Source organism: Vibrio sp. CUB2 (genome assembly GCF_001557945.1).
In the GTDB taxonomy this organism is placed as follows: Bacteria; Pseudomonadota; Gammaproteobacteria; order Enterobacterales; family Vibrionaceae; genus Vibrio; species Vibrio owensii.
Genome location: NZ_LNRB01000025.1, coordinates 24,559 through 47,128 on the forward strand (window position 1 = coordinate 24,559; position 22,570 = coordinate 47,128).

Sequence of the window (22,570 nt, forward strand, 5' to 3'; positions counted from 1 at the left end):
CGGAAAAATTGGCGGCCAGTATAACAAAGTGATTGAGTGAATATATGGTTGAAGGCGAAATGAATGTATCGCCTTCATTGATGATGGGTTAGCCGCCGCTTAGTGATTACAAACGCGCGCCATATTGACGACAAACTTACCTTCCAGTTCGCGTACTTTTTCACGCTTTAGTAAAAACTCTAGCAATGCGTCTAAGTCTAGATCATTCAGCTTGCAGGTATGAAAACGCACTTCACTACCGAAGTGAGCCGCCAGCTCATCACGATTCATTGGGGTTTCACGAAGTAGGTTCAGTAAGTTGTGAGCATGAATTTCAGTCATTATCGACTCCAGTCATTAAATGGAATCCACTCAGTTTACTCAAAACGTAGCCGCTGACTTTGACCTAAGTTAGTAAATGATAGAGGCAACAATAAGTGCATGAGCCAAGAAGTAACTGCCACTCACCCAAACATACGCTCGCTTCATCGGTTTACGATATCCATGTATCGCGTAGGCTAAGGCGGAATAAATCATGACTAGAGTGCCACTAAAGCCGAGAGCATTGGCAAAGCTCGGTACTTGTAACCACACCTCTCCTGCTGCCCAAGCTAGCTGAACCAACATGATACCCATGATAACAACAGGAAAGACCATAGAATCCAGTTGAGGGAGCAACAAGAAGAAGGCCACGATACTCGCTGCAAGAAGCAAAGCTAACAGCCACCAAACGATGTCACCATTGAGCTGAACCCAGAACGATTTGCTATAACAGATTTGTGCCAGTAGATAACCAGCAAAATAGAGAGGTTTTCGAGATTTAAACGAATGGAGGGTATCGGCGAACATTGAAACCAATAAGCCACCAGCAATCCAATAGGTGTGAGGTGCCGAAGCCCCCTCCGTGAGCGCCAGAACCAGCAACAATAGCAGAGTAAAGATTTTAAATGCCAGAGACTGTGTCGGATTGGCCTGTTTCGCCCCCAACACGGAATATACTCCTGATAGCCCTATCGCTAACCAACTCCACATGCCGATACACCTTTCACGTAATCTCGCCGCTAGTCTAGGTAGACCAATCTTGATGTAAAGACACAATCAGTGAAAGTTGGATCTCGATAGCGAATCACGACATTTTGTAAACGGAACTTACTCAATTAGTGATTATCGTTTTTCTCACAATTATTGAGCCCAACTATCTAACTTTGAATGTTATGGATAATTTCATCAAAAGACCTAACCTTCAGAAATTGAAAAACAAACCACCAATCTGTTCGCCATACAACCGTTATGGGCAAATAACCGACACAAAAGCTAGATCCACCACCTCTGACCACTCAGAAAGGTAAAAACACCGTCCCATAACAAGATAAACAACTATTGGCTCAACAATTGCGTAGAGTAAAAATTCAAACGATTACACTTAACTGACTGATATAACAAAACATAATCCAGAAAAACAATAAAAACCTAACCTTAGCTATTGTGGATTAAAGCTAAACCCTTTTGGTGCTGAGATTTTCTCATTGGATAGGAAAAAACGAACAAGATGGACGTCCATAAATGTGAGCCTCATTAGCATAAAAGCCAATTTTCTCAACTTTTGAGAAATTCAGTAAAAATAGCCAACCAACCTCCCCACTGACACAAGAAACACTATTTCAGCATAAGATTACTCATATTTAACACATTAAAATCATACACTTAAGCCACAAAAGAAGATAAAAACAACAAGTCGAACACTTAAAGAACAGCACAAAAACACAGTTTTATTAGTCAATTTAGGGTAAAAACACTTAAGTTAAGTGTGAGTTTTGAAAACTTTTCCGCTTTGAAGTTGATCAAAGCTCAAAAACAGTGCTATATTATTTACATCGAGTTCATCAATGATTTTAGGGGTAGTGTTATGATTTCTTCTTCTCAAAAACAAGGGCTGGTAATGATTGCAGTGGTTGTTGGTTTAATGACACTGCCAATGATGTACTAAGTTACTGTTTCCAATAAAAAAGGGACGCTTTCGCATCCCTTTTTTGTTATTCAAATTTTGCTATCTACAAATGCTTAACCAGAATGTCCCAATGCATGTAGTAAAAGCCGAGTGCAGCAAGCGTTATCAAGGCCATTAACAAAATCGCCGCTCGCCAAATAAAGCGTGAACTTCTCGGTGTCAGCTCTTTTTCGCATGCATCACACGCCGCTAAAAAGCCTTTTCGATCGTCCAGTTTATAATCCTCTTCGTGAACAACCTTATTCCGCACTGTTGCGATAAAACGCAGCTTTGCTACCACATCATGTGGTAAGCGCTCCTCGCAGCTAGTGATCAATTGATGTAGCCCTTTCCCTTCTGCATGGTATTGCGTGCGCAGAAGTTTTTCGATCGTTCGGGTACGCATGACTACTTTCTCAATATCTGACATCGTAACCCTCCTTACTGAACTTTCCTTTGTCCGTCATTTCATTCTTCTATAAATTTAGAGCTTTTTCGAGCGGTTAGGTGCAAATTTCCTTTTAAATTGTGCTCTTGCACGCATATAAAATGTGAAGTGCGCCGAATAAAATCTACGTTACTTTTACTAGATCACGAATAATTTATCTCAACTCATAGTTTAATCAGGGAGTTCTGTAAAATAGGCACCAATGAAACATTGGAGGTTATCATGCCAATCTCACTTATTTTGGCTCTGTTCGCCCTGATCGCACTCGGTGCATGGGCATTTTTCCGCTTCTATAGCAAACATTACTTTGGTGAAGACGCGCCAGAGCAAAGCGCGCAAGTGACCATCTTAGACAAGCAAGCCATAGAAGTTCCGGATGCCGAGTTAGGTCAAGACGACCAAGAATATTGGATCTACGTTCAACGTGGCGCTATTGGCCCTAAGCGCGAATTCCAAATCGGTGTGCACTATTACCACGCGTTGAATCCTGGTGATAAAGGCACACTGACCTACCGTGGCGACAAGTTTTTACACTTCGCCCTAAAACGCTAACCTACGGCAACAGCCAACGAGTCTTGGCGGACTTCGAGAATAGATAGCTCATCCCCAAGGCTCCTGCACCACTCAAAACAATCCACACCGGAATCACCCACGCAGGGTGGCCTTCATACCAACCAAATGCTTTCATCGGCCACAAAAAGATTGGATGTAACAAATAAATCCCTAAGCTGTGCTGACTAATAAAGCTCACTACTTTTTGTGTCTTCGGAGCCAAACCTTCACCGAAGTAGCGACATAACATAAAGATCATTGATGCCGCTAAAATCACATTCAATGTTTTGTAAGAGAACCAGCGCCCTACGGTGTATTTATCCAATTCCAAACTGTTGGTCACCACCATGGTGAAAGTCACGGCCAAAGCGACTAACCCTAAGCCAGTAAAGATCGAAACGGTAGAGCGACTGAGAGGCATCTTTTTAAATAGCACATAGCCGAGCGGCAAATACCCCATGTAAAGCCAGTATTGATTGCTCCATGGACCATCAATCTTAAATAGGAACAAAGTGCTGGTCAGCAGCCAAACAGCAAGATACGCATAGAGGACGTTATCATCGCAATTGCGGACCACCCATTGGAATAACGGAATAACAAAATAGAGCGGGATAAAGTAGTAGAAGAATCCAAGGTGGTAGTAAGTCGCATGATGTGGGCTATTACCAACGACTTCTTTGACGGTCTCGAAATCAAAACCTTGCGCTGTCCAACCGGATAGATAGGCGTAGAACATCGACCAAACTAAGAAAGGCACCAACACTTTCCCCAAACGCCGTTTAACGTAGTACTTGGCATCAAAAGGACGCGTATCACTGAGCATCAGCGCACCAGTGATCAAAATGAATACGGGCACCGCCCAGCGAGTCACACTGTTTACGCCTACCGCTGTCAACCATTGGTCAAATGGAATCACTCCCAACTCATTACGATATGGCGCTAACACATGAATGGCAATCACCGCGACCGCAGCGACACAACGTAATAAGTCGAAAAACAGAACCCTTTCTCTCATACCCTTACCTACTTTGATTGGCTTTACGTCTATAGCATAGGGTAATTTTCATCCAGTGAAATAGTTAACAATCTGTTTTTGCTTATTTTTAACTCAGCGATGACGCACCAATATCATTGATTTGCACAATGGTTAGCGATAAATCCTATTGTACAAATAGGATCAGCACCCCTAAGCTTTCTCGGATATGAAACAGATTTAACCGTTTTATTCCATTAGGATGCTGGACAGATTATTAAGAGAAGTCTTTATGAAGAAAACATTATTAGCGTCACTGGTTTGTGTAGTGGCTTTAGCTGGATGTAATCAAAAGGAAGAGACCGTGGCACCAACACAATCGCAACCGGAAGCGAACCCTATCTGCAGCGCTGAAAACCTTGCTGGCGGCTGGTCACAAGGTGAAGTAACACCTGAAGCTCAGCAAGCACTCGACTTTGTACTTGGTCAGATGAATACCGCGGCTAAGCTAAAAGAGATCTTGAGCGTACGAACTCAAGTGGTGAATGGTCTTAACTACGCCATTGAATTCGAAATGGACAATGGTGAAGTGTGGAACACTATCGTTTACCGCTCACTGAAAGGTGATATGGAAATGACGCAACCGGCACAACAAGGTCGTCTTTGCCCATAAGCAAGACTTGCTGATTTGCGATACTGAATCGTAAAAACAAAATGGCTCCCAATATGGAGCCATTTTTTATTTCTAAGTCGTAAACCGATTTAAGCCGTAGCCACTTTGGCCTTTGGTAGCTTGATAGAAATTAGCGTTGTTAGTGCTAAGAAAGCAAATGACACCCACAGACATGCCGCTAGACCTGCTTCTTGGTAAATCCAACCAGACAAAACCGTACCGATCAAACGTCCCATCGCATTCGCCATATAGTAGAAGCCGACATCCAGCGATACTCCATCGCCTTTCGCATAACTAACGATCAGGTAAGAGTGCAGAGATGAGTTCACCGCAAACACAGCGCCGAAAATCATCAAGCCCACCACAATAACAAGCTCTGGTTGCCAACCGATTTGCACGCCATAAGCAATCGCACCAGTGATGACGGCAAGGATACCTGCCCAAATAAGAGCCGCGCTGCCATCTGGCACTCGACCTTGCGCTTTACCAGTAATACGAGGTGCAAAACCTTGAACGAATCCGTAAGCAATCACCCAAGCCGCAAGGAAGCCGCCTACCATCAGGTGATCCCAACCAAACACGCTGCCAAGGTAAATCGGGAGTGCAACAACAAACCACACATCACGAGCGCCAAATAGGAACATACGTGCAGCGGAAAGAATGTTCACCGATTCTGACTTAGAGAAAATCTGACGAAACTTAGGTTTGCTCTTCGCCTTACCCATATCCGCTTCTAGCCAGATCAAGCTGCATACAAACACAACAGCCAGCACACTTGCCATGATGACCATCGAAGTTTGGAAACCAAACGCCGACAGCAGCAAACCACCAACGAAGAAGCCCGCACCTTTCAGCGCATTCTTCGAGCCCGTTAAGATCGCAACCCACTTATAAAGTGCACCTTGCTGCTCGTCTGGCACCAAAGTTTTGATCGCGCTCTTGGCACTCATCTTGTTTAAGTCTTTGGCAATACCTGAAATTGCCTGCGCCGCCATTACCCAAGGAATGGTCAACCAAGCATTGGGCACTGCCAACATCAGCAAGGCAAAAATCTGCATCCCTAAACCGACATTCATGGTTTTGTTCAAACCAAGTCGAGCACCTAGCCAGCCACCAACCAAGTTGGTCACTACGCCAAAAAATTCATAGAAAAGGAACAGCGAAGCAATGGCTAAGCTTGAGTAGCCTAAGTCATGGAAGTAAAGCACCACCAGCATACGGAGTGCACCATCCGTCACAGTGAAGTTCCAATAGTTGAACGTCACCAGCATATACTGACGGATACTTTTACTTAGTTTTGAAATCATAACGACCTCAGATGTACAGCGTTTAGAGCATTTAGATCATGATGTTCCAAATGCTCTATGACCTGAACACCAACATTGAGTCATCTCAATACTGGCGCTAAATTGTGAAACAAGAACTGATGAGAAATATAAATATTATTTATTAATAAACAATGAGTTAAATATAACATCAGTAAGCAAAAATCACATAAATTGGTAAGCCATTACGGCATAAAGAGAGCTTTTAGATCATGATGTTCCAAAAGCTCTATAAGCTGATCAAGCGTTTTGAGCTACACGCTCGATGTACTCAACTTGTACTGGTTTTGTGAAAGCACCAGGACGCAGAGCTTGCACTTCACGTACGATGTCTTCTAGCGCCCAATCTTTCTCTAACAGTAGGTGCGCAGCAAACAAACCTGTGCGACCAGAGCCACCCATACAGTGCATTGCAACCTTGCCACCTTGAGCTAGAATCGCATGCAGTTCAGGACTCGCTTGTGACCATTTTGCCGCGAATTCTTCGCCCGGAGCACAGTCATCTTCAATCTCAATTTGGAACCATTTCATGCCCAGTTGTTGAGTCAATTCACCCAACGCAGACACGTCTTTTGCTGCTAGTTCAGCATTATCCAGAGCAGTAACAATCGCTTCTACGCCTTGCGCTTTTAGTTGCTCTAGCGAAGCTTGCAGTTCAACACCTTTGGTACCAGGACATGGAGTCAGTACCAAAGCGCCCGTTTCTAAATCTAATTGCCATGTAGGATGAGACATCTTAAAACTCCTTATGCCATACCAACGTTACGAACCAATTCTGCAGTACGCGTCGCGTAACCCATTTCGTTATCGTACCAAGCGTAAATCTTCACCATACGAGAGCCCACAACCATGGTTGATTGCGCATCAACGATCGTTGAACGTTGGTCGCCTTTGTAATCGATAGAAACCAACGGACGCTCTTCAAAACCAAGGATGCCTTTTAGCTCGCCTTCAGAAGCTTCTTTCAGTAGTGCGTTAACCTCTTCTGCCGTGGTGTCACGTTTCACATCAAAAATGATGTCAGTAAGTGAGGCGTTTGCTAGAGGAACACGAACCGCGTGACCGTTAATCTTGTCTTTCAACTCTGGGAAGATTTCAACAATCGCTTTTGCACTGCCCGTTGTGGTCGGGATTAGGCTCATGCCACATGCTCGTGCACGACGTAGGTCTTTGTGCGGCGCATCCAGAATCGTTTGTGTGTTCGTTAAATCGTGAATCGTTGTAAATGACGATTGTTCAATGCCCAGTTTCTCGTGAATCACTTTCACGACTGGTGCAATACAGTTCGTTGTACAAGACGCTGCGGTTACGATGCGGTGCTGAGCAGGGTCGAAGATGTGGTCGTTCACACCCACGACGATGTTAGCTACGCCGTCTTCTTTTACTGGTGCGCTAACAACAACACGTTTTACGCCTTGTTCTAGGTATTTGTTTAGGAATGAGGTTTTGCGATGAACGCCCGTCGCTTCAATCACAACATCACATTGACCCCAGTTCACAGCATCGATATCACGCTCTTGTGAAGTCGTAATGCGCTTACCATTGATCACCATGTCTGTGCCTTCAACTTGCACTGCATGGTTCCAACGACCTTGAACTGAATCGAACTCAAGTAAGTGGCCAAGAGTCGCTGCATCACCCGCAACATCGTTGATGTGCACGAACTCTAGCTCTGGCCAATCAAACGCTGCGCGTAATGCCAAACGACCAATTCGACCGAAACCGTTAATACCTACTTTAATCGTCATAATCTTCTACCTTTAAGCTTTCGCTGGTTAACAGCACGCTGCACGAGCTTTGTCTTGCAAACGTGAAATATCGTCTTGGTACTCTTGCTTTAAGCAGTTCGAGGCCACCAAGTCATCAATCAATTTTTGCATCCATCCCGGTAATTGATCTGACAGCTCGTAGTACACCCATTGCCCCTGGCGTTTATCAACTAAAATACCATTTGATCTTAGCTGAGCCAGATGGCGAGAAATCTTTGGTTGGCTTTCTTGTAGCGCATGGGCTAAATCACCAACACAGGTTTCCCCTTCACGAACCACCAGCATTAAGCAACGCACACGAGTCTCGTCGGAAAGAAGTTTGAAGAACTGATGTGGAAGCATACTTACATACCTATATATGGATATGCGTATATAGTTATTTGAAAATAGGATGCCGTCAAGCGATCGTGCTCGACTGTAATAAAAGTTTAATATTTGATCAGATTAGGCGCCAGAAAAGGTCTGACTCCAGCGCACAGCTTCGCCAAGTTCAGACTTCACATCGTCGACAGAAAGACCGAGTTGCTGGGAGAATTGCTCCACGCCAGCCCAGTCAGCACGCTCGTAGCACTCTTCAATTGCCAGCAACGCGCCGTATTCACCTTGGCGATGCAACAAAGCTTGCTGCACGGAAGGACTTAACGGTAACTGGCCAACTAAAGATTCGACAGACAAATCGAGCATGGCATCGAGAATCGACAACAAGCCAACCATAAAGCCCTGCTCGTTGAGATGCGAAAGAGGTTGATAGCGCGACATGGCTTCGCAGAATTGAGCGCGTTGCAAAGATAAGTTGTACAACTCACGCGGCTTCTTACTGGAGATATAAGACGCCACCACCAGCGAGACAAACATTTTGAGCTTCTCTTGCCCAAGGTAAATCAAAGCTTGGCGGAATGAAGTAATGGTCACTTCTAATGTGGTCGATTGCGTGTTCACAAAACGCAGTAACTTGTACGACAGCGTGACATCTTGAGTAATGATGTTTTCAATCCGGTCGAAGTCAGGATCGGGAACACACACTTCTCTAAATAACTTAAGCGCCAGTACTTGCTCAGGGCTCACGTATTTAGTCTGCATCACTTCCGGCTTACTGAAAAAGTAGCCTTGGAAGAATTTAAAGCCCGCCTCTTTGGTCGCTTCAAACTCAGCTTCGGTTTCGACCCGCTCAGCTAAGAAGTGGTATTTGGTACGCTTTTTGGTGTGTTTCTTAACTAAATCGCACGCATTTTTCAGCCCCATCGCCATGATGTCGAGTTTCACGATATGAACATAAGGCAGAAAGCGACGCCATTCGTCAGTCAAAGTGAAATCATCGAGCGCGATCAAGTAGCCTTCACGGTACAGTTCACGAATGGCTTCAAGCAGTTCATCGGTTGGTTGGCAGGTTTCGAGTACCTCAACCACGATTTTGTTTTTCGGCAAGCTTCTTGGCAGCCGACGCAACAAACTTTGGTGAGGAAAATTGATAAAGCATCGCGAAGATGCAATCAGAGGATTGGTTCCGACAGAGAGAAAGTTCTCTACTATCAATCGGTATGTCGCCCTGTTTGAATCGATGTGTGCAGGATAGGCATTACTTTCACCATCACGGAACAACAACTCATATCCCAGCGTCTGTCTTTTTCGATTAAAGATAGGCTGGCGGGCGACATACGCATTTTTCATTCGAAATTATTGTGCTTTTTATAATTTGTTACTTAGCTGCCGCTAATAATGCACCACATCCCATGAACATTGAACCGAATACTTTATTAATTTTGCCCATGATCTTATCTGAGCGAATAAAGCGCCCCATTTGTGCAGCCAAACTGGTGTAACCCAGCATCACAAACGCATCAATGGTTACTGTGGTCACACCCAATACCAATAGCTGCGTCAATTGGTCTTTCGCTGGGTCGATAAACTGTGGAAACAGTGCCACCAAGAAGACGATCGATTTTGGGTTTGTCAGGTTAATAAGAATGGCTTTGTACAACAGAGAAGTACCTGACATGGCTTTGTGACTTTCAGTTGCAACCAAGCCGGACGTATCACGCCACTTTTGAATGCCAAGCCACACAAGGTAAGCCGCACCCACCCACTTGATCACGGTAAATGCCGTTGCCGATTGCGCGACCAACGCACCGATACCAGCACCAACCAGAGCAATATGAATCGCCAAACCGATTTGTAAACCAACGATAGCACCCAATGACTTGCGCGTGCCGTAACTCAAACCATTGCTGATTGAGTTGACGGTACCAGATCCCGGAGCCAGACTAAAAACGATTGCTGTTACCACATAGGCTAACCAAACGTGGGTATCCATTGCATTTCCTCAATAATTCTTCGATGATACATCGCGTAAACAACGTATCTTCAGGTAATCGACTAATGGCTATTAACCATTCACCTTTGACTTATACTCAAGAGACTTTATTTGAGCAAGCAATAGGTGGTCCGATCGCAGCACTTTGGCAAGAACGCCAAGAAGGCTTTGTAAAAGGGACAGAGAAAAAGAAAATCTACTGGTGCAAACTCACCAATCCTGAGCACACAAAAGCCGTGCTGATCGTCAACGGTCGCATTGAAGCTTCCTGGAAATACCAAGAACTGTTCTACGACCTGTACCGACAGGGTTATGACGTGTATTCGTTTGACCACCGAGGACAAGGTTTATCAGATCGCCTAATTCCAGACTCAGACATGGGTCACGTCTATGACTTTAATGATTACATTGAAGATATGGAATTGGTGCTGCAGCAGCTTGATTTAAGCGGATACCAACAGCGTTTTATCATTGCCCACTCTATGGGCGGTGCGATCGCCACGCGCTACCTACAAACGCATCCAGAACACAACTTTGATGGTTTGATTCTGAGTTCCCCAATGTTTGGTATCAACCTACCTTGGTATCTCAGCCCTATCGCGATTCCGGTCAGCCAAATCTTAGCGGCAGTTTCGACAAAGCCTAGCTATGCTCCGGGACATAAAGCGTATTACACAAAACCGTTTGAAGATAACCCCCTTAGCCAAAGCTACGATCGCTATCATTGGTTCCGTGGTTTATACAACGACAAGCCCGAACTGCAAGTCGGGGGGCCAAGCACACGTTGGGTATGGCAAGGGTTAATGGCTGCTAAGCAATGTATTTTGCTGACACGCCAAATTAAAGTTCCGGTTTTATTGGTTCAGTCAGGTAACGATCGCATCGTGAGTAACGCCGCGCAGCAACGCTTTATAGATAAGCTAAGTAAGACCAACCCCAATGCCAGCCTAGTTTCGATTGCTGGTGCAGAGCACGAAATTTTGTTCGAAAAAGACCAGTATCGTAACCAAGCTCTGGACGCTGTCTTTTCCTTTATGCGTGCTCAAAGTGCATAAAATGAATTAAAGAGGAAATACGAGGTCTGCGATTTACCCTCTTTTTCCTCCTTATTTTGGCGTAAACTTCATCATGTTCCCCGCACTCGGAGCAGTACGACCTAGTCAATCTACTGCGCTCCGTGTGCAATCAACCTGTTCTACTCTATCCGAACCGTTTACGAGGGCTTCATGAGCACATCGCTACCTTGCAAAGAGATCACTAAAATCGTTGCCTCAGATCTGGATGGCACTTTACTCGCACCAAACCACCAGCTAAGCGCTTACTCGAAAGAGACGCTCAAAGCGCTGCATGAACAAGGCTACACATTTGTCTTTGCAACGGGTCGCCACCACGTAGACGTCGCAAGCATTCGTCGCACGGTAGGTATTCCGGCTTACATGATCACTTCAAACGGTGCACGTGTGCACGACCAGAATGATCAAGAGATGTACAGCCAGAACGTACCGGAAGATTTGGTGCAGCCAGTGATCGACACGATCAAAACGGATCCTGAAATACTTATCCACATGTACCAAAACGACGACTGGTTGCTGAACAAAGACGATGAACAACTGCGTGATTTCCACGAAGAGTTCACTTACAAGTTGTACGACCAAGACAATGCGCCAACAGACGGCATTGCAAAAGTTTTCTTCACCCACCCAGCGCAAGACCATGAACACCTTGTTAGCTTCGAAACGAAGCTGCGTGAACAGTTTGGCGATCGACTAAACATCGCATTCTCAACACCTTGGTGTCTGGAAGTAATGAGTGCGGGTGTTTCTAAAGGTGACGCTCTAAAAGCAGTAGCAGAGTCAATTGGTTTGACACTAGAAAACACCATTGCGTTTGGTGACGGCATGAACGACGTAGAAATGCTATCCATGGCGGGTAAAGGTTTGGTGATGGGCACCTCTCACGAAAAAGTGATGAAAGCACTACCAAACAATGAAGTGATCGGCAGTAACGCCGACGATGCGGTTGCACACTACCTGCAAGATCATCTGCTATAACCAGTATTGGCTACCAACAGCAGGTTATCGGCAAAATCACAAAGGGCTGCACTATGCAGCCCTTTTCTTTTATCGCTGACTCGGCAACTTCTCTTTGCCGAGGATTGCTTGCCACTCTTCTTCGCTCACCGGCATGATCGATAAGCGATTGCCGCGTTTCACCAATGGCATGTTTTCTAGCTCTGGCATTGCCTTCATGACCGACAACGGAATCAAGCGTTCAGTCTTACGTACAAACTCGATATCCACCATTATCCAACGCGGATTTTCTGGGTCGGATTTCGGGTCGTAATAATCGCTCTCTAGGTCAAACTGGAAATGATCGGGATACGCTTCACGGGTCACTTTGGCAATACCAGCCACACCCACGTTCTTACAAGAGGAATGGTAAATCAGCACCAAGTCGCCCAATTTGACTTGGTCACGCATCATATTACGCGCCTGATAATTACGAACTCCCTCCCAACATGAAACCTTTTGGGTTCGAAGCGTGTCAATAGAAAAGGTATCTGGTTCTGTTTTAAATAACCAATATGCCATAATGCCATCCGATGCAGATTGAGTAATGAGGAAGATATAACATGAAGGCTTTGAAAAACCCAGTGGCATTAGCCACACTGCTGGTGCTGCAAGCATGTAGCATGCAACCACAGCAGTCCGATGCAGACACACCAACAACTCCGCCTGCGTCCTTAGATAAGCCAGAAACCATCTTACCTCAAACCTTTATGCTGCGTGGTGAAGTCGTGATTGGGCATGAAAGCCAGTACATCACACCTTGTGGCAGCGACAAACAATACTGGCTGCAACTATCACCACAGCAGGTGCAACGAGCCATCGCATTAACCAATGAACCTTATCAAACCATGTATGGAGAAGTGATTGGTCACCTCAATCCACCTGGTGTTGATGGTTTCTCTGCAGACTTCGACGCGAACTTCGTGGTAGAACAAGTAAACTTCCTCACCACAGAAAACCCACAACGCTGCAAACAAACCAGTAAACCAACACGAGTCTTTGGTAACGAGCCATCGTGGTCAGCCAGCTTTGAAGGCAACACACTCAAGTTCCAGCAAATGGGCAAGTCGACACAAACGCTCGAAATCGACAGCAGCAAACTGCAGCCTCGCCAACGTACCTACCAACTTAACGATGGTGAACTGCGCATGACCGAGAACTTGTGTTCTGACACCATGAGCAACTCTCTCTACGGCTGGAAAGCGACGCTAAAGCATGACGATAAAACCTACCAAGGTTGCGGTATGGCGGCCAACGTAGACTCAACACTCGAGTGGGTAAACACTTACGTGGCAACGTCAACCCAGTCGCAAGGGTTCGAAGTGCAGATGACACTCAACAGCGACCACAGTGCTATCACCAAATACAGCTATTCAGACGGGCAACCGCCATTGATTGAACGCGGCTACTGGCAACAGCTGAGCCCATCGCAAGTACAAGTATTGATGACTCACCACCAGCAACAACGCTTAATGACCGAGCGCCTTTTTACTCGCGAAGGCAACCAGCTGAAAGCAGTCAAAGAGAAAGTGGGCAATTTGGTTTATCCCATTGCCGATGGCGGTTTAGTGCTATACCCAGCAACAGTGCGTCACTCAGGCATTGAGCAAGCGGCTCCTGAACGCGGCAGTGCGCCAATTGCAGCTGCGGACATTCCATCCAGTGCCGAATTTAATTCAAAAGTGGATGCGGCGGTACGTAACTACTTTTTCATTAATCAAACCAACCCAAGCAATAACCAATACCGTTGGCTGACCTATGATCTGAATGGCGATGGTGATGAAGAATTACTGGTGCAACTTGATTGGTGTGGCTCTGGCGGCTGTACTCTACTCGTCTTCGAAAACTACGAGAAAGAGTGGCGCTTCAACAGCCGTATGACGCTAGTGCAAAGCCCAATTATCCTTGGTCAACAAACCTCGCACGGCTGGCGTGATCTTATTTTCAATGTCAGCGGTGGCGGCGCAACGCCGGGGCAACACGTGATGCAATATACAGGCGTGAGCTACCCAATCAACCCAAGCTTGGCGCCAAAAGCGAACAAAGAGCAAGTCAGCGGCGTACGTCTGTTCTCAGACGGCATCAGCCCTGTTCGCGATGGAGTGCGCTTGTAATGGTGCAGCCTTGTCCAGATTGTGGCTTCCAGTTCAACTGCATCTGTTCACTGCTGCCTAAGTTAAGCAGTGAACAATCGCTAATGCTGTTAATGCACCCTAATGAACTGACGCGCGATACCAACACAGGCAAACTGCTCGCCCAGTGCCAACTGAACGTGACTCAAGTCGTTTGGGATCGTAAAGCGCCACCAGCGGAGCTATTAGAAACGTTAGCTAATCCAAACCTGCTGCCAGTACTGCTATTCCCAAGTGAAGAAAGCCTAACGCTTGAACAAGTGCAGCAACAAAGTACCGAGCAAGACAGACAACCGCTGTACATCATTCTTGATGCAACTTGGCAAGAAGCGCGCAAGATGATCAACAAAAGCCGTTGGCTAGAAGGCGTCGCGATGATGGGCTTAACCACTCAGGCCGATTCCCAGTATCAACTGCGCCGCAACCAACAAGAAGGCAACTTATGTACCTTTGAAGTGGCAGCTCAATTGCTCGGACAACTTGGTGAAGAGCAAAACCAGCAACAGATGCTAGCGTTCTTCGAACAATACCTTCCTCGTTTCCAAGCCGAGAAAAGTGGTCACGAGTTCAAAGCCTAACATTCTTAAGAATCAAAAAAACGCAGCTTTAATGCTGCGTTTTTTATTGGATGCTGTTTCACGTGAAACAAAACTTTAGAGCACTTAAGCATAATTAGAGCAAAGCACATTAAAACAAACGTGTCGGTTCACCTAAGTAATAACCTTGCAGATAGTCCACACCCATGTCCTGAGCAATGTCACACACCTCTTTGTTGTGCACGAACTCAGCGACGGTCTTGGCGTTAAACACCTGACACAAACGCACCAACTGCGAAGCTATCTTGCGCTGCTTTTGGTCTTTATCGATGTAGCGAATCAAACTGCCATCGAGCTTAATGACTTCCGGCTCTAACTTGAGTATCTCATCAATATTGGAGTAACCCGAACCAAAGTCGTCAACAATGATGCGTGCGCCTAGGCTTCTAAAGTGGCTGCACACCTCAATCATTCGTCCGTAGTCTTTGATTTGCTCTGACTCCAACACTTCCAAACCAATCCGTCTTGGGTCGTTCAGCTGAGTAATAGCATGTTCAAGCAACATCAAGGTTTTATCGCTGAGTAAATCCTGAGGTGACAAATTAATTGAGAAGTCACCATGCTTGTCTTGCATGTAGTTGAGCGTCGAGCGAATCATGTGACGACTCAAACGCGTGTACAAATGCGTATCAGAGATAATCGGCAAGAAACGCCCCGGCGCTATGATGCTGCCATCCTCTTCCATGATACGCACCAAACACTCTTGGCTCGCGGGACGATGGTTGTAAGCATGTACAATTGGCTGACTGTAGGTAATGATGTTCTGCTTGAGGATGGCGCGACTCACACAGCTTAGCCAACCCAACTGCTCTTTTCGCACATCGTCATTGACCTCAATGTCTTTGGCATTGCAGATGTGAGTATTACTTCGCACCCCTGCTCTTCGTGCTTCAATGCCTTTGAGGAGCAATTCATCCGGCGATGCAGTAGGAAAATCACGACGGCTAACTAAGCCACCGCACAATGAAATCGAAAGGTAATCAATGTCCCGTAAGCCACTTGGTTCAAAGTTGGTTTGCTCTACTGCGTCAGCAAAGCGAGTAAAGTGTTGCTTGATCGCTTCACTACTGGTGTCAGCTTTAAATAAGAACGCCCACTCACCAACACCAATGCTATAAAGTTGAAGCGCAGCCGGTTTACCAAGACGTTTGCGCAGGCGATTGCTAAAGTGCATCGACAAGTCTTTCAACAGTTGGTCGCCAACGCGATAACCGTACTTTTCGTTGATATGGCTAAAGTTAAGCAGTTTGAGCGTTAGTAAATGTTCATCTGCATCAATGCTGATCAAACGCTCTTGCAGCGCAACACGATTTTGTAATCCTGTGCGGCTATCTCGGCGGAAGCTCTGTTCTAGTTTTTTCGCTTGGCGATCGAGTTGATACCCCATATGAGCATTCATGTTGTTGAGATCGCCAATCGCATTGCGAATCAGGCTAAACAAGGGAGAGATAGAGGTAGTCACTTCTTGCTGTGGCATGTTAAGCGCAGTAACTTCATCCCCTTCACGCATCGCCAAGTAAGTCAGGCTATGGTGCAGAATTTCTTGTTGGTGATTCTCGCCGTACAACTCACCCATGCAGTAACTGCCCGACGTGTGGGAAATGTCCGTGAAGGCACGAACTTCATCGCTGCTATCAATAAAATCAAGTCGCGATGCGCAGTTATAAATCATCACCGCTTCAGGCTGATGCATGGAAAGCTCCACCACCCCATGGCGAACTTGCTCAAGCGTTAACGAAGGATGGTTGTAACAGAACTGCACTTCATCACCCAAGCACCAAGGGCGGTCGAAGCTCATGCTGCCGTCGGGATGGATTTCCGTCACGGCACACACCTCTTTTCGCCCAATGGATTCGCGATAAAGTGGGAAATTCAGCAGTTGACTAAGCGTCAGGTCGTGCCCGTCAGCAAGATAGTGCTTGTAGACTTCCAACGCTTTTCGCTCTCCTAGACGATACAAACGCGTCCCTTTGGCGTGAGTAACCTTATGCGGCATACCAATTGGGTTCCACTCAGAATACGCGCTCGTCCATGTTTTCAAAGTATTGCTGTGCAAGGCAACCGCGACAACCGCTTCATCATAAACTTGGTCTTGATGCAGAACCCAACAACCGTCATCGATGGTTTGAGCCAAACCGCCAGAAACCTTCGGACCGTCGGCATCAAATACGCGATACACCGGATAATCACGGCGTTCGATTTGGACAGAAAAGCTAATAATGGCTTTGGAGTTATCTTGCAGTTGTAAAGCTTGCTTGAGATCGTAGCCATCGATATCTGGCGAGAAGGAATAATGCTGAACCGCAGACGTGAGCGTGGTTTGTTCAAACTCCATCACACACACTAAGCAGCCATGGTTGAGGATCTCACCTTCCAAGATAACGTGACGGGTGCTGTGACCGATGATGTGCGTGTTGGGTAATCTTTCGAGTATTGCCCGAGCGAGCGAGACGGCGGAGTCGCGTGATTGGATGGATAGGAGTTGCACCAGATAACGTTTATCTGCACAACACTGAGAAGTGACTAAAAAGTCATTAAGCTGATCCACATTTTGAACCAGTTGAGAGAATGCTCGCATTTACCCTACCACTGCCGTCATCAAGCCACACCACATGAAAGTGGTTTTATTATTTTACTTTGATGAGAGTAATTTACGTGGCTTTAGGCGGCTTTTCTAGGGTCAGAATTAAGATTGCGTGGATTAATGCGAAAGCGATTACAAAAGCGCGAGTAACGACTGCAAGTTATTGATTTCAATGTCAGGTAACGTTCGCGTTTTTGCCTGAGTAATGACATTTTTATTCATATCATTGAACCAGCATGCGGCAAAACCCGCGAGTTTCGCGCCTTGAACGTCTGTTACCAAGTGGTCACCGACATGAAGAATATGCTCACTAGGCAAATCCAGAAACTGCTGCGCTTTGGTGAACATATCCGACGCAGGTTTCGCGCTGCCATCGGGCCCTGCTTTCAGTACTTGCTGGAAATAAGGCGTAAGACCAATTCTATCTAAATCCACATTGCCGTTGGTGATTGCTACCAACGGGATTTCTTGCCCCAGTTCAGCAAGTACGTCGAGGCTTTGCTGTGGTACTTCAAAACGGTTACGCCAATCTAAAGCAACCTCTACTGCGGCTTGCGCAGCGGTGTGCGCGGCTTCGTTATCGTACCCAACTTGAGAGAAGGCTTGCTTGAGCTGCACCAAACGCCACAAAGTGACATCACTCTTCAGCTCAGGTTGTTGCTGCACGACACGCTGCTTGAGTGCAAACCAATCGGTTTTATCCATGTTAGCGACCGCCGGATGATGGTGTTGAAGCCAAGATAAAAACTCACGCTCCATACGAACTATCACTGGGTAGTTGTCATAGAGGGTGTCATCAAGGTCAAACGTCATCGCCTTTACAGGCGCAATACGGCGGTAGAATTTCATGGGATTCCTTGGTTAATCCGACTTGTCGTCGTTTCTCTTACGCGCTCTTGGATGCGCCTGATCATAAGCTTGCGCTAAATGTTGGAAATCCAAGTGGGTATAGATTTGGGTGGTGGAGATGTTTTCATGCCCCAATAACTCTTGCACCGCACGTAAGTTATTGCTCGATTCCAGCATGTGCGTTGCAAACGAGTGACGCAGTTTGTGCGGGCTAATGTGACTCGCTACCGACTGTTTCTGCCCCCACTCCGCCATGCGCTTTTGCACACTGCGGTGTGAGATTCGAGTACCCAGCTTAGAAACAAACAGTGCAGGCTCACCCGGCGCAGCTAAATCACCACGCACACGTAACCATTTACCAACCCATTCGGTTGCCATACCAGAGAACGGTACTTTACGTTCTTTGTCACCTTTACCAATCACTCGTAATTCGCCACTGCGTAGCTGAACATCACGCACATCGACGCTAACCAGTTCTGCCAAACGCAGACCAGCGCCGTACATTAGCTCCATCATGGCACGATCGCGCACCGCTAGCGGGTCGTCCTCATTCACTTCGAGCAGTTGGTTAACTTCATCCACATCGAGGTTTTTCGGCAGTGGGCGTTGCTTACGTGGCGCAGAAACCCCTTTGGCTGGGTTCGCTGACATTTCTCCACGTAGGATCAGGAAATCGAAAAAGCTGCGTAGAGAAGATAAGCGCGTCGCTAAGCTGCTGGCTTTCATGCCTTCACGCATGCCTTTACCTGCCAATTGACGCACCCAACCCGCATCGACTTGCGACCAATCTTTCAAACCCATCTCAGCCAAGTGGTGAGCCATGGTTTCCAATTGTTGTTTGTAGTTGCGTTGGGTGTGCAGGCTAAGCCCCTTTTCGCTTCGCAGGAATTCGTAGAAGCGTTCAAGAGGCTTTTGAAGACTATTTGGCAGAGGAGTGTTGGGAGTTGTCGTCATCGTGACTTTGCCATACCAATGTTTGAGCGAGATGTGTCACTACTAAGGATAGGTGACGCAAAAACAAGGTATCCATATCTGGTTGGAAATGACCGCCATCCTCGCTAGAAAATGCCAGTACGCCAAGCGTCTGTTTTTTCACAAGCGGTAACACCACATAGGAACCCATTTCTGGAACGTCCATATCCCCAAACAACGCTTCGCGATCCACTTTACGCAGACGACCTAAGTACGCCTCTTTGCCGTTTAAGTGGTTAGTAGCAAAACGTTGGTAGCTTTCCTTACTCAATTGAGTCGCAGCATCACACTGGCTCAATAGACGCACATACGCCTTCAAACCAAGGTCTTTGGCTTTGAGTTCAATGGCGTTGATGACTTGCTTGAAGTCACCACACTTAAGGATTTGCCCTTGCAGATCCATGAACTCGTAGAAGGTGCGATCGTTGTTCGCGGCCAAAGACATCAGAGTAGTGATTTCTTCTTCTAGCTCTTCTATACGCTGGCGCTGGCGGTTCATTTGAATGTGAACCAAAGAAACCGTACCTAAATCCGTGTGTGGCAAAGATAGGCGATCGACCAACTCAGGACGCTGAACAAAAAAGTCTGGGTGGTCTTTTAAATATTGCGCCACCACTTCTGCAGTCAGCGCATCCGCTTCAACTTCTGAGATTTGGTTTTCTTGCTCTTCAACTAGCACGACAATTGACCATCAAATACGTGAGTTGCAGGGCCAGTCATAAACAGCGGTTTGCCTGGACCTTGCCAAGAGATGCGTAGGTCACCACCAGGAAGTGAAACTTTCACGTTCTCATCCAGTAGACCTTGCAAGATGCCCACTGCAACTGCGCCACAGGCACCGCTCCCGCAAGCTTGCGTTTCACCCGCGCCACGCTCATACACGCGCAGGCGAATGTGATTGCGATTCACAACTTGCATAAAGCCCGCGTTCACACGCTCAGGGAAGCGCTCATGTGATTCTAATAGCGGGCCAAGTGTTTCCACTTCTGCCGTATCCACATCGTCAACCACGGTCACCACGTGCGGGTTACCCATGCTCACTGCGCCACAAAACAGGGTCTTATCGCCTGCACGCATGATGTAGGTTTTCTCTTTTTGCTTCGCTTTGAAAGGGATCTTGTTCGGCTCGAACTCAGGTACGCCCATGTTCACCGTAACTTCACCATCGTCTTCAACATCAAGAATCATCTTACCTTTCTTGGTGCTCACGCTGATGCTGTACTTGTTGGTCAAGCCTTTCAAACGGACGAAACGTGCGAAACAGCGAGCGCCATTACCACACTGCTCAACTTCACTGCCATCTGCATTAAAAATGCGATAGTGGAAGTCGCTTTCAGGATCATAAGGCGCTTCAACCACGAGCAATTGGTCAAAACCAACGCCCGTGTGACGATCCGCCAAACGACGGATCAAATCTTGCGAGAAAAACACGTTCTGGGTAATGCAGTCGACGACCATAAAGTCGTTGCCCAAACCGTGCATTTTGGAAAAGTGGAAATGCATTTGTTGTGTGTTACTCCGGTAGAATCTGTTCCAGCTGCCACAAACTGGTCAGCTCCTCACGCTGGCGAACAAGGTGGCTTTGATTGCCATCCACCATCACTTCCGCCGCTCGGGTACGAGTATTGTAGTTCGAAGACATCACAAAACCATAGGCGCCTGCAGAGCGAACCGCGAGTAGATCACCTTCTTGCAGCACTAGTGCTCGATCTTTGCCCAAGAAATCGCCCGTTTCACAGATAGGGCCGACTAAGTCATAAGTCTGTGCTTCACCTTCACGCGGTGCTACAGGAACAATATCTTGCCACGCTTGGTAAAGCGCAGGACGCATTAAATCGTTCATCGCCGCATCGATAATCGCAAAGTTCTTGTGCTCTGTGTGCTTTAGGAATTCCACACGCGTTAGCAAGATACCGGCGTTAGCTGCGATTGCACGGCCTGGTTCGAAAATCAGTTCAAGATCTTGATGGTTCTCAAGACGGCCTAACAGTGCTTTCGCGTAATCAGAAGGCTGTGGTGGCAATTCATCACGATATACCACGCCTAGACCACCACCAACGTCCAAGTGACGGATGTTGATGCCTTGTGCTTTCAAGTCATCAATCAACGCTAATAGACGATCTGTTGCGTCGATGAAAGGTTCAATCTCAGTCAGCTGAGAACCGATGTGGCAGTCGATACCTTGAACATTTAGGTTTGGTAGGCTCTGAGCAAATTTATATACCGCAGGCGCACGGTCAAAAGCGATACCAAATTTGTTGTCACGCAGGCCAGTCGAAATGTAAGGGTGAGTCTTAGCGTCTACGTCAGGGTTAATTCGTAGAGAAATCGGGGCAACCACACCTAGCTCGCCCGCGACTTTGTTCAAGCGCTCAAGCTCAGGTTCTGATTCCACGTTGAAGCATTTAATGCCCAACTCCAGTGCGCGTTTCATCTCTGCAGGCGTTTTACCAACACCTGAGAACACCACCTTCTTCGCATCACCGCCAGCCGCGATAACACGCTCAAGCTCACCACCCGATACGATGTCAAAGCCTGAGCCCAAACGAGCCAGTGCATTCAATACGCCAAGGTTTGAGTTTGCTTTTACTGCGTAACAAACAAGATGAGGATGCTGACCCACAGCGCTGTCAAACGCATTCCAATGGCGCTCTAACGTCGCGCGTGAGTAAACATAAAGAGGAGTGCCATGCTGCTCGGCAAGAGCTTGAAGTGAGACGTCTTCGGCCCAAAGCTGGCCATCATCCTGATAGTTGAAGTAATCCAAAATTTGCTTCCCTTAATTAATTCGACTGCTAAACCCTGATTTCACCCTAAGGGTGGCTAATTATTGTGACTGCTCGTTCTGCTGAGCGTCATCTGGGATGTAAAGTGAACCTGATTGACCGCAACCAGCAAGTGTCGCTGCAACCATCACAAACAACACAGTAAGTAATTTTTTCATTTTGCATATCGTGATTATTAAACCAATGCCCCCTATAATCGCACCACACTCAGGAAAAGCAATAGGATAGACGGATGAACGATACTGAATTTCATCAACTCGTGGATGCGCAGATGCAACTCATCGAAGAATCCATCGATGATTCAGGTGCAGACATTGACTACGAAGTCACTGGCAACGTAATGACATTAGAGTTTGAAGACCGCAGCCAAATCATCATTAACCGCCAAGAGCCAATGCATGAGATCTGGTTGGCATCGAAGTCTGGTGGCTTCCACTTCAAGCTAGTCGGCAACAAATGGACTTGCTCTAAAACGGGCATGGAACTGTTTGAAATGGTGAAAGAAGAGTGTGAAAAACACGCTGGTGAAACGATCGATTGGGCATAAGCCAAATGGGTCTTCTTG

General features: G+C 46.7%; 24 protein-coding genes and 1 pseudogene. 7 read left to right on the forward strand and 18 right to left on the reverse strand.

The window, feature by feature from the left end:
* Nucleotides 1-99: 99 nt before the first annotated feature.
* The 3 genes from ATB78_RS25560 to ATB78_RS25575 form a co-directional block, all read right to left on the reverse strand.
* The gene (locus ATB78_RS25560; protein WP_005438506.1) at nucleotides 100-321 is read right to left on the reverse strand and encodes a YecH family metal-binding protein; all 222 of its coding nucleotides are present in this window, start codon (nucleotides 319-321) and stop codon (nucleotides 100-102) included.
* 69 nt (nucleotides 322-390) lie between these two features.
* Nucleotides 391-1,011 carry a lysoplasmalogenase gene (locus tag ATB78_RS25565; protein WP_020197731.1) on the reverse strand — a complete coding sequence of 207 codons (621 nt, stop codon included), beginning with the start codon at nucleotides 1,009-1,011 and terminating at the stop codon, nucleotides 391-393.
* Between the two features lie 1,019 nt (nucleotides 1,012-2,030).
* Nucleotides 2,031-2,396 carry a hypothetical protein gene (locus ATB78_RS25575; protein ID WP_005430355.1) on the reverse strand — a complete coding sequence of 122 codons (366 nt, stop codon included), beginning with the start codon at nucleotides 2,394-2,396 and terminating at the stop codon, nucleotides 2,031-2,033.
* A gap of 240 nt (nucleotides 2,397-2,636) precedes the next feature.
* On the opposite strand from ATB78_RS25575, the gene ATB78_RS25580 reads away from it, so the two are divergent.
* Nucleotides 2,637-2,966, forward strand: coding sequence for a DUF2500 domain-containing protein (locus tag ATB78_RS25580; RefSeq protein WP_005438509.1), 330 nt, complete (start codon nucleotides 2,637-2,639; stop codon nucleotides 2,964-2,966).
* 1 nt (nucleotide 2,967) lies between these two features.
* Here ATB78_RS25580 and ATB78_RS25585 read toward each other — a convergent pair whose 3' ends face one another.
* Entirely contained in the window at nucleotides 2,968-3,981 is a 1,014-nt protein-coding gene (locus ATB78_RS25585) for an acyltransferase family protein (RefSeq protein ID WP_020197733.1), read from the reverse strand.
* A gap of 250 nt (nucleotides 3,982-4,231) precedes the next feature.
* Here ATB78_RS25585 and ATB78_RS25590 point away from each other — a divergent pair, with 250 nt between their 5' ends.
* On the forward strand, nucleotides 4,232-4,612 hold the full coding sequence (locus ATB78_RS25590; protein ID WP_038896757.1) for a cystatin domain-containing protein: 381 nt from the start codon (nucleotides 4,232-4,234) through the stop codon (nucleotides 4,610-4,612).
* An 89-nt stretch (nucleotides 4,613-4,701) separates the two neighbouring features.
* Here ATB78_RS25590 and arsJ read toward each other — a convergent pair whose 3' ends face one another.
* The 6 genes from arsJ to rhtB form a co-directional block, all read right to left on the reverse strand.
* Nucleotides 4,702-5,919, reverse strand: coding sequence for an organoarsenical effux MFS transporter ArsJ (gene arsJ / locus ATB78_RS25595; protein ID WP_020197735.1), 1,218 nt, complete (start codon nucleotides 5,917-5,919; stop codon nucleotides 4,702-4,704).
* Between the two features lie 258 nt (nucleotides 5,920-6,177).
* Nucleotides 6,178-6,672: a cyclin-dependent kinase inhibitor 3 family protein gene (locus ATB78_RS25600; RefSeq protein ID WP_038881516.1), complete on the reverse strand. Its 495-nt coding sequence runs from the start codon at nucleotides 6,670-6,672 to the stop codon at nucleotides 6,178-6,180.
* 11 nt (nucleotides 6,673-6,683) lie between these two features.
* Nucleotides 6,684-7,685, reverse strand: coding sequence for an ArsJ-associated glyceraldehyde-3-phosphate dehydrogenase (locus ATB78_RS25605; protein WP_005430364.1), 1,002 nt, complete (start codon nucleotides 7,683-7,685; stop codon nucleotides 6,684-6,686).
* A 27-nt stretch (nucleotides 7,686-7,712) separates the two neighbouring features.
* The gene (locus tag ATB78_RS25610; RefSeq protein ID WP_009705162.1) at nucleotides 7,713-8,048 is read right to left on the reverse strand and encodes a metalloregulator ArsR/SmtB family transcription factor; all 336 of its coding nucleotides are present in this window, start codon (nucleotides 8,046-8,048) and stop codon (nucleotides 7,713-7,715) included.
* 102 nt (nucleotides 8,049-8,150) lie between these two features.
* Nucleotides 8,151-9,374: an EAL and HDOD domain-containing protein gene (locus ATB78_RS25615; protein WP_005438532.1), complete on the reverse strand. Its 1,224-nt coding sequence runs from the start codon at nucleotides 9,372-9,374 to the stop codon at nucleotides 8,151-8,153.
* A 28-nt stretch (nucleotides 9,375-9,402) separates the two neighbouring features.
* A complete protein-coding gene (rhtB, locus tag ATB78_RS25620) occupies nucleotides 9,403-10,017 on the reverse strand; it encodes a homoserine/homoserine lactone efflux protein (RefSeq protein WP_005430372.1) in 615 nt (204 codons plus the stop codon).
* 65 nt (nucleotides 10,018-10,082) lie between these two features.
* Between rhtB and ATB78_RS25625 the strand changes: the two genes are divergently transcribed.
* Together ATB78_RS25625 and ATB78_RS25630 are read left to right on the forward strand one after the other, a co-directional pair.
* Nucleotides 10,083-11,072 (forward strand): alpha/beta fold hydrolase, encoded by a 990-nt coding sequence (locus ATB78_RS25625; RefSeq protein WP_009705166.1) that lies wholly within the window; start codon nucleotides 10,083-10,085, stop codon nucleotides 11,070-11,072.
* 171 nt (nucleotides 11,073-11,243) lie between these two features.
* On the forward strand, nucleotides 11,244-12,068 hold the full coding sequence (locus ATB78_RS25630) for a Cof-type HAD-IIB family hydrolase (protein ID WP_038896760.1): 825 nt from the start codon (nucleotides 11,244-11,246) through the stop codon (nucleotides 12,066-12,068).
* 69 nt (nucleotides 12,069-12,137) lie between these two features.
* Here ATB78_RS25630 and ATB78_RS25635 read toward each other — a convergent pair whose 3' ends face one another.
* Nucleotides 12,138-12,608, reverse strand: coding sequence for an EVE domain-containing protein (locus tag ATB78_RS25635; RefSeq protein ID WP_005452022.1), 471 nt, complete (start codon nucleotides 12,606-12,608; stop codon nucleotides 12,138-12,140).
* A 41-nt stretch (nucleotides 12,609-12,649) separates the two neighbouring features.
* Between ATB78_RS25635 and ATB78_RS25640 the strand changes: the two genes are divergently transcribed.
* Both ATB78_RS25640 and ATB78_RS25645 read left to right on the forward strand, forming a co-directional pair.
* Nucleotides 12,650-14,200 carry a hypothetical protein gene (locus ATB78_RS25640; RefSeq protein WP_061010964.1) on the forward strand — a complete coding sequence of 517 codons (1,551 nt, stop codon included), beginning with the start codon at nucleotides 12,650-12,652 and terminating at the stop codon, nucleotides 14,198-14,200.
* Entirely contained in the window at nucleotides 14,200-14,796 is a 597-nt protein-coding gene (locus ATB78_RS25645; RefSeq protein ID WP_061010965.1) for a tRNA-uridine aminocarboxypropyltransferase, read from the forward strand. Before ATB78_RS25640 ends, ATB78_RS25645 begins: the two co-directional genes overlap by 1 nt.
* 109 nt (nucleotides 14,797-14,905) lie before the next feature.
* On the opposite strand, the gene ATB78_RS25650 is transcribed toward ATB78_RS25645, so the two are convergent.
* From ATB78_RS25650 to ATB78_RS28745, 7 genes and pseudogenes are all read right to left on the reverse strand, one after another.
* Nucleotides 14,906-17,392 (reverse strand): EAL domain-containing protein, encoded by a 2,487-nt coding sequence (locus ATB78_RS25650; protein ID WP_061010966.1) that lies wholly within the window; start codon nucleotides 17,390-17,392, stop codon nucleotides 14,906-14,908.
* Nucleotides 17,393-17,530: 138 nt separating this feature from the next.
* A complete protein-coding gene (gene yigB / locus ATB78_RS25655; protein ID WP_061010967.1) occupies nucleotides 17,531-18,247 on the reverse strand; it encodes a 5-amino-6-(5-phospho-D-ribitylamino)uracil phosphatase YigB in 717 nt (238 codons plus the stop codon).
* 12 nt (nucleotides 18,248-18,259) lie between these two features.
* Nucleotides 18,260-19,201, reverse strand: coding sequence for a tyrosine recombinase XerC (gene xerC / locus ATB78_RS25660; RefSeq protein ID WP_005533635.1), 942 nt, complete (start codon nucleotides 19,199-19,201; stop codon nucleotides 18,260-18,262).
* On the reverse strand, nucleotides 19,167-19,898 hold the full coding sequence (locus tag ATB78_RS25665; RefSeq protein WP_179947021.1) for a DUF484 family protein: 732 nt from the start codon (nucleotides 19,896-19,898) through the stop codon (nucleotides 19,167-19,169). The genes xerC and ATB78_RS25665 overlap by 35 nt, the downstream gene beginning before the upstream one ends.
* Nucleotides 19,892-20,722, reverse strand: coding sequence for a diaminopimelate epimerase (gene dapF, locus ATB78_RS25670; protein WP_005438548.1), 831 nt, complete (start codon nucleotides 20,720-20,722; stop codon nucleotides 19,892-19,894). The genes ATB78_RS25665 and dapF overlap by 7 nt, the downstream gene beginning before the upstream one ends.
* A 10-nt stretch (nucleotides 20,723-20,732) precedes the next feature.
* Nucleotides 20,733-21,986 (reverse strand): diaminopimelate decarboxylase, encoded by a 1,254-nt coding sequence (lysA, locus tag ATB78_RS25675; RefSeq protein WP_009705173.1) that lies wholly within the window; start codon nucleotides 21,984-21,986, stop codon nucleotides 20,733-20,735.
* 60 nt (nucleotides 21,987-22,046) lie between these two features.
* Nucleotides 22,047-22,258 (reverse strand): annotated as a pseudogene (locus ATB78_RS28745) (lipoprotein).
* Here ATB78_RS28745 and cyaY point away from each other — a divergent pair.
* On the forward strand, nucleotides 22,238-22,552 hold the full coding sequence (gene cyaY / locus ATB78_RS25685) for an iron donor protein CyaY (protein ID WP_061010968.1): 315 nt from the start codon (nucleotides 22,238-22,240) through the stop codon (nucleotides 22,550-22,552). The pseudogene ATB78_RS28745 and the gene cyaY overlap by 21 nt on opposite strands.
* Nucleotides 22,553-22,570 lie beyond the last annotated feature (18 nt).

Excerpts from the sequence above, each read along its gene's own strand:
- ATB78_RS25560 (WP_005438506.1), bottom strand. The coding sequence starts at position 321 with ATGACTGAAATTCATGCTCACAACTTACTGAACCTACTTCGTGAAACC.
- ATB78_RS25565 (WP_020197731.1), bottom strand. The coding sequence starts at position 1,011 with ATGTGGAGTTGGTTAGCGATAGGGCTATCAGGAGTATATTCCGTGTTG.
- ATB78_RS25575 (WP_005430355.1), bottom strand. The coding sequence starts at position 2,396 with ATGTCAGATATTGAGAAAGTAGTCATGCGTACCCGAACGATCGAAAAA.
- ATB78_RS25580 (WP_005438509.1), top strand. The coding sequence starts at position 2,637 with ATGCCAATCTCACTTATTTTGGCTCTGTTCGCCCTGATCGCACTCGGT.
- ATB78_RS25585 (WP_020197733.1), bottom strand. The coding sequence starts at position 3,981 with ATGAGAGAAAGGGTTCTGTTTTTCGACTTATTACGTTGTGTCGCTGCG.
- ATB78_RS25590 (WP_038896757.1), top strand. The coding sequence starts at position 4,232 with ATGAAGAAAACATTATTAGCGTCACTGGTTTGTGTAGTGGCTTTAGCT.
- arsJ (WP_020197735.1), bottom strand. The coding sequence starts at position 5,919 with ATGATTTCAAAACTAAGTAAAAGTATCCGTCAGTATATGCTGGTGACG.
- ATB78_RS25600 (WP_038881516.1), bottom strand. The coding sequence starts at position 6,672 with ATGTCTCATCCTACATGGCAATTAGATTTAGAAACGGGCGCTTTGGTA.
- ATB78_RS25605 (WP_005430364.1), bottom strand. The coding sequence starts at position 7,685 with ATGACGATTAAAGTAGGTATTAACGGTTTCGGTCGAATTGGTCGTTTG.
- ATB78_RS25610 (WP_009705162.1), bottom strand. The coding sequence starts at position 8,048 with ATGCTTCCACATCAGTTCTTCAAACTTCTTTCCGACGAGACTCGTGTG.
- ATB78_RS25615 (WP_005438532.1), bottom strand. The coding sequence starts at position 9,374 with ATGAAAAATGCGTATGTCGCCCGCCAGCCTATCTTTAATCGAAAAAGA.
- rhtB (WP_005430372.1), bottom strand. The coding sequence starts at position 10,017 with ATGGATACCCACGTTTGGTTAGCCTATGTGGTAACAGCAATCGTTTTT.
- ATB78_RS25625 (WP_009705166.1), top strand. The coding sequence starts at position 10,083 with ATGGCTATTAACCATTCACCTTTGACTTATACTCAAGAGACTTTATTT.
- ATB78_RS25630 (WP_038896760.1), top strand. The coding sequence starts at position 11,244 with ATGAGCACATCGCTACCTTGCAAAGAGATCACTAAAATCGTTGCCTCA.
- ATB78_RS25635 (WP_005452022.1), bottom strand. The coding sequence starts at position 12,608 with ATGGCATATTGGTTATTTAAAACAGAACCAGATACCTTTTCTATTGAC.
- ATB78_RS25640 (WP_061010964.1), top strand. The coding sequence starts at position 12,650 with ATGAAGGCTTTGAAAAACCCAGTGGCATTAGCCACACTGCTGGTGCTG.
- ATB78_RS25645 (WP_061010965.1), top strand. The coding sequence starts at position 14,200 with ATGGTGCAGCCTTGTCCAGATTGTGGCTTCCAGTTCAACTGCATCTGT.
- ATB78_RS25650 (WP_061010966.1), bottom strand. The coding sequence starts at position 17,392 with ATGCGAGCATTCTCTCAACTGGTTCAAAATGTGGATCAGCTTAATGAC.
- yigB (WP_061010967.1), bottom strand. The coding sequence starts at position 18,247 with ATGAAATTCTACCGCCGTATTGCGCCTGTAAAGGCGATGACGTTTGAC.
- xerC (WP_005533635.1), bottom strand. The coding sequence starts at position 19,201 with ATGACGACAACTCCCAACACTCCTCTGCCAAATAGTCTTCAAAAGCCT.
- dapF (WP_005438548.1), bottom strand. The coding sequence starts at position 20,722 with ATGCATTTCCACTTTTCCAAAATGCACGGTTTGGGCAACGACTTTATG.
- cyaY (WP_061010968.1), top strand. The coding sequence starts at position 22,238 with ATGAACGATACTGAATTTCATCAACTCGTGGATGCGCAGATGCAACTC.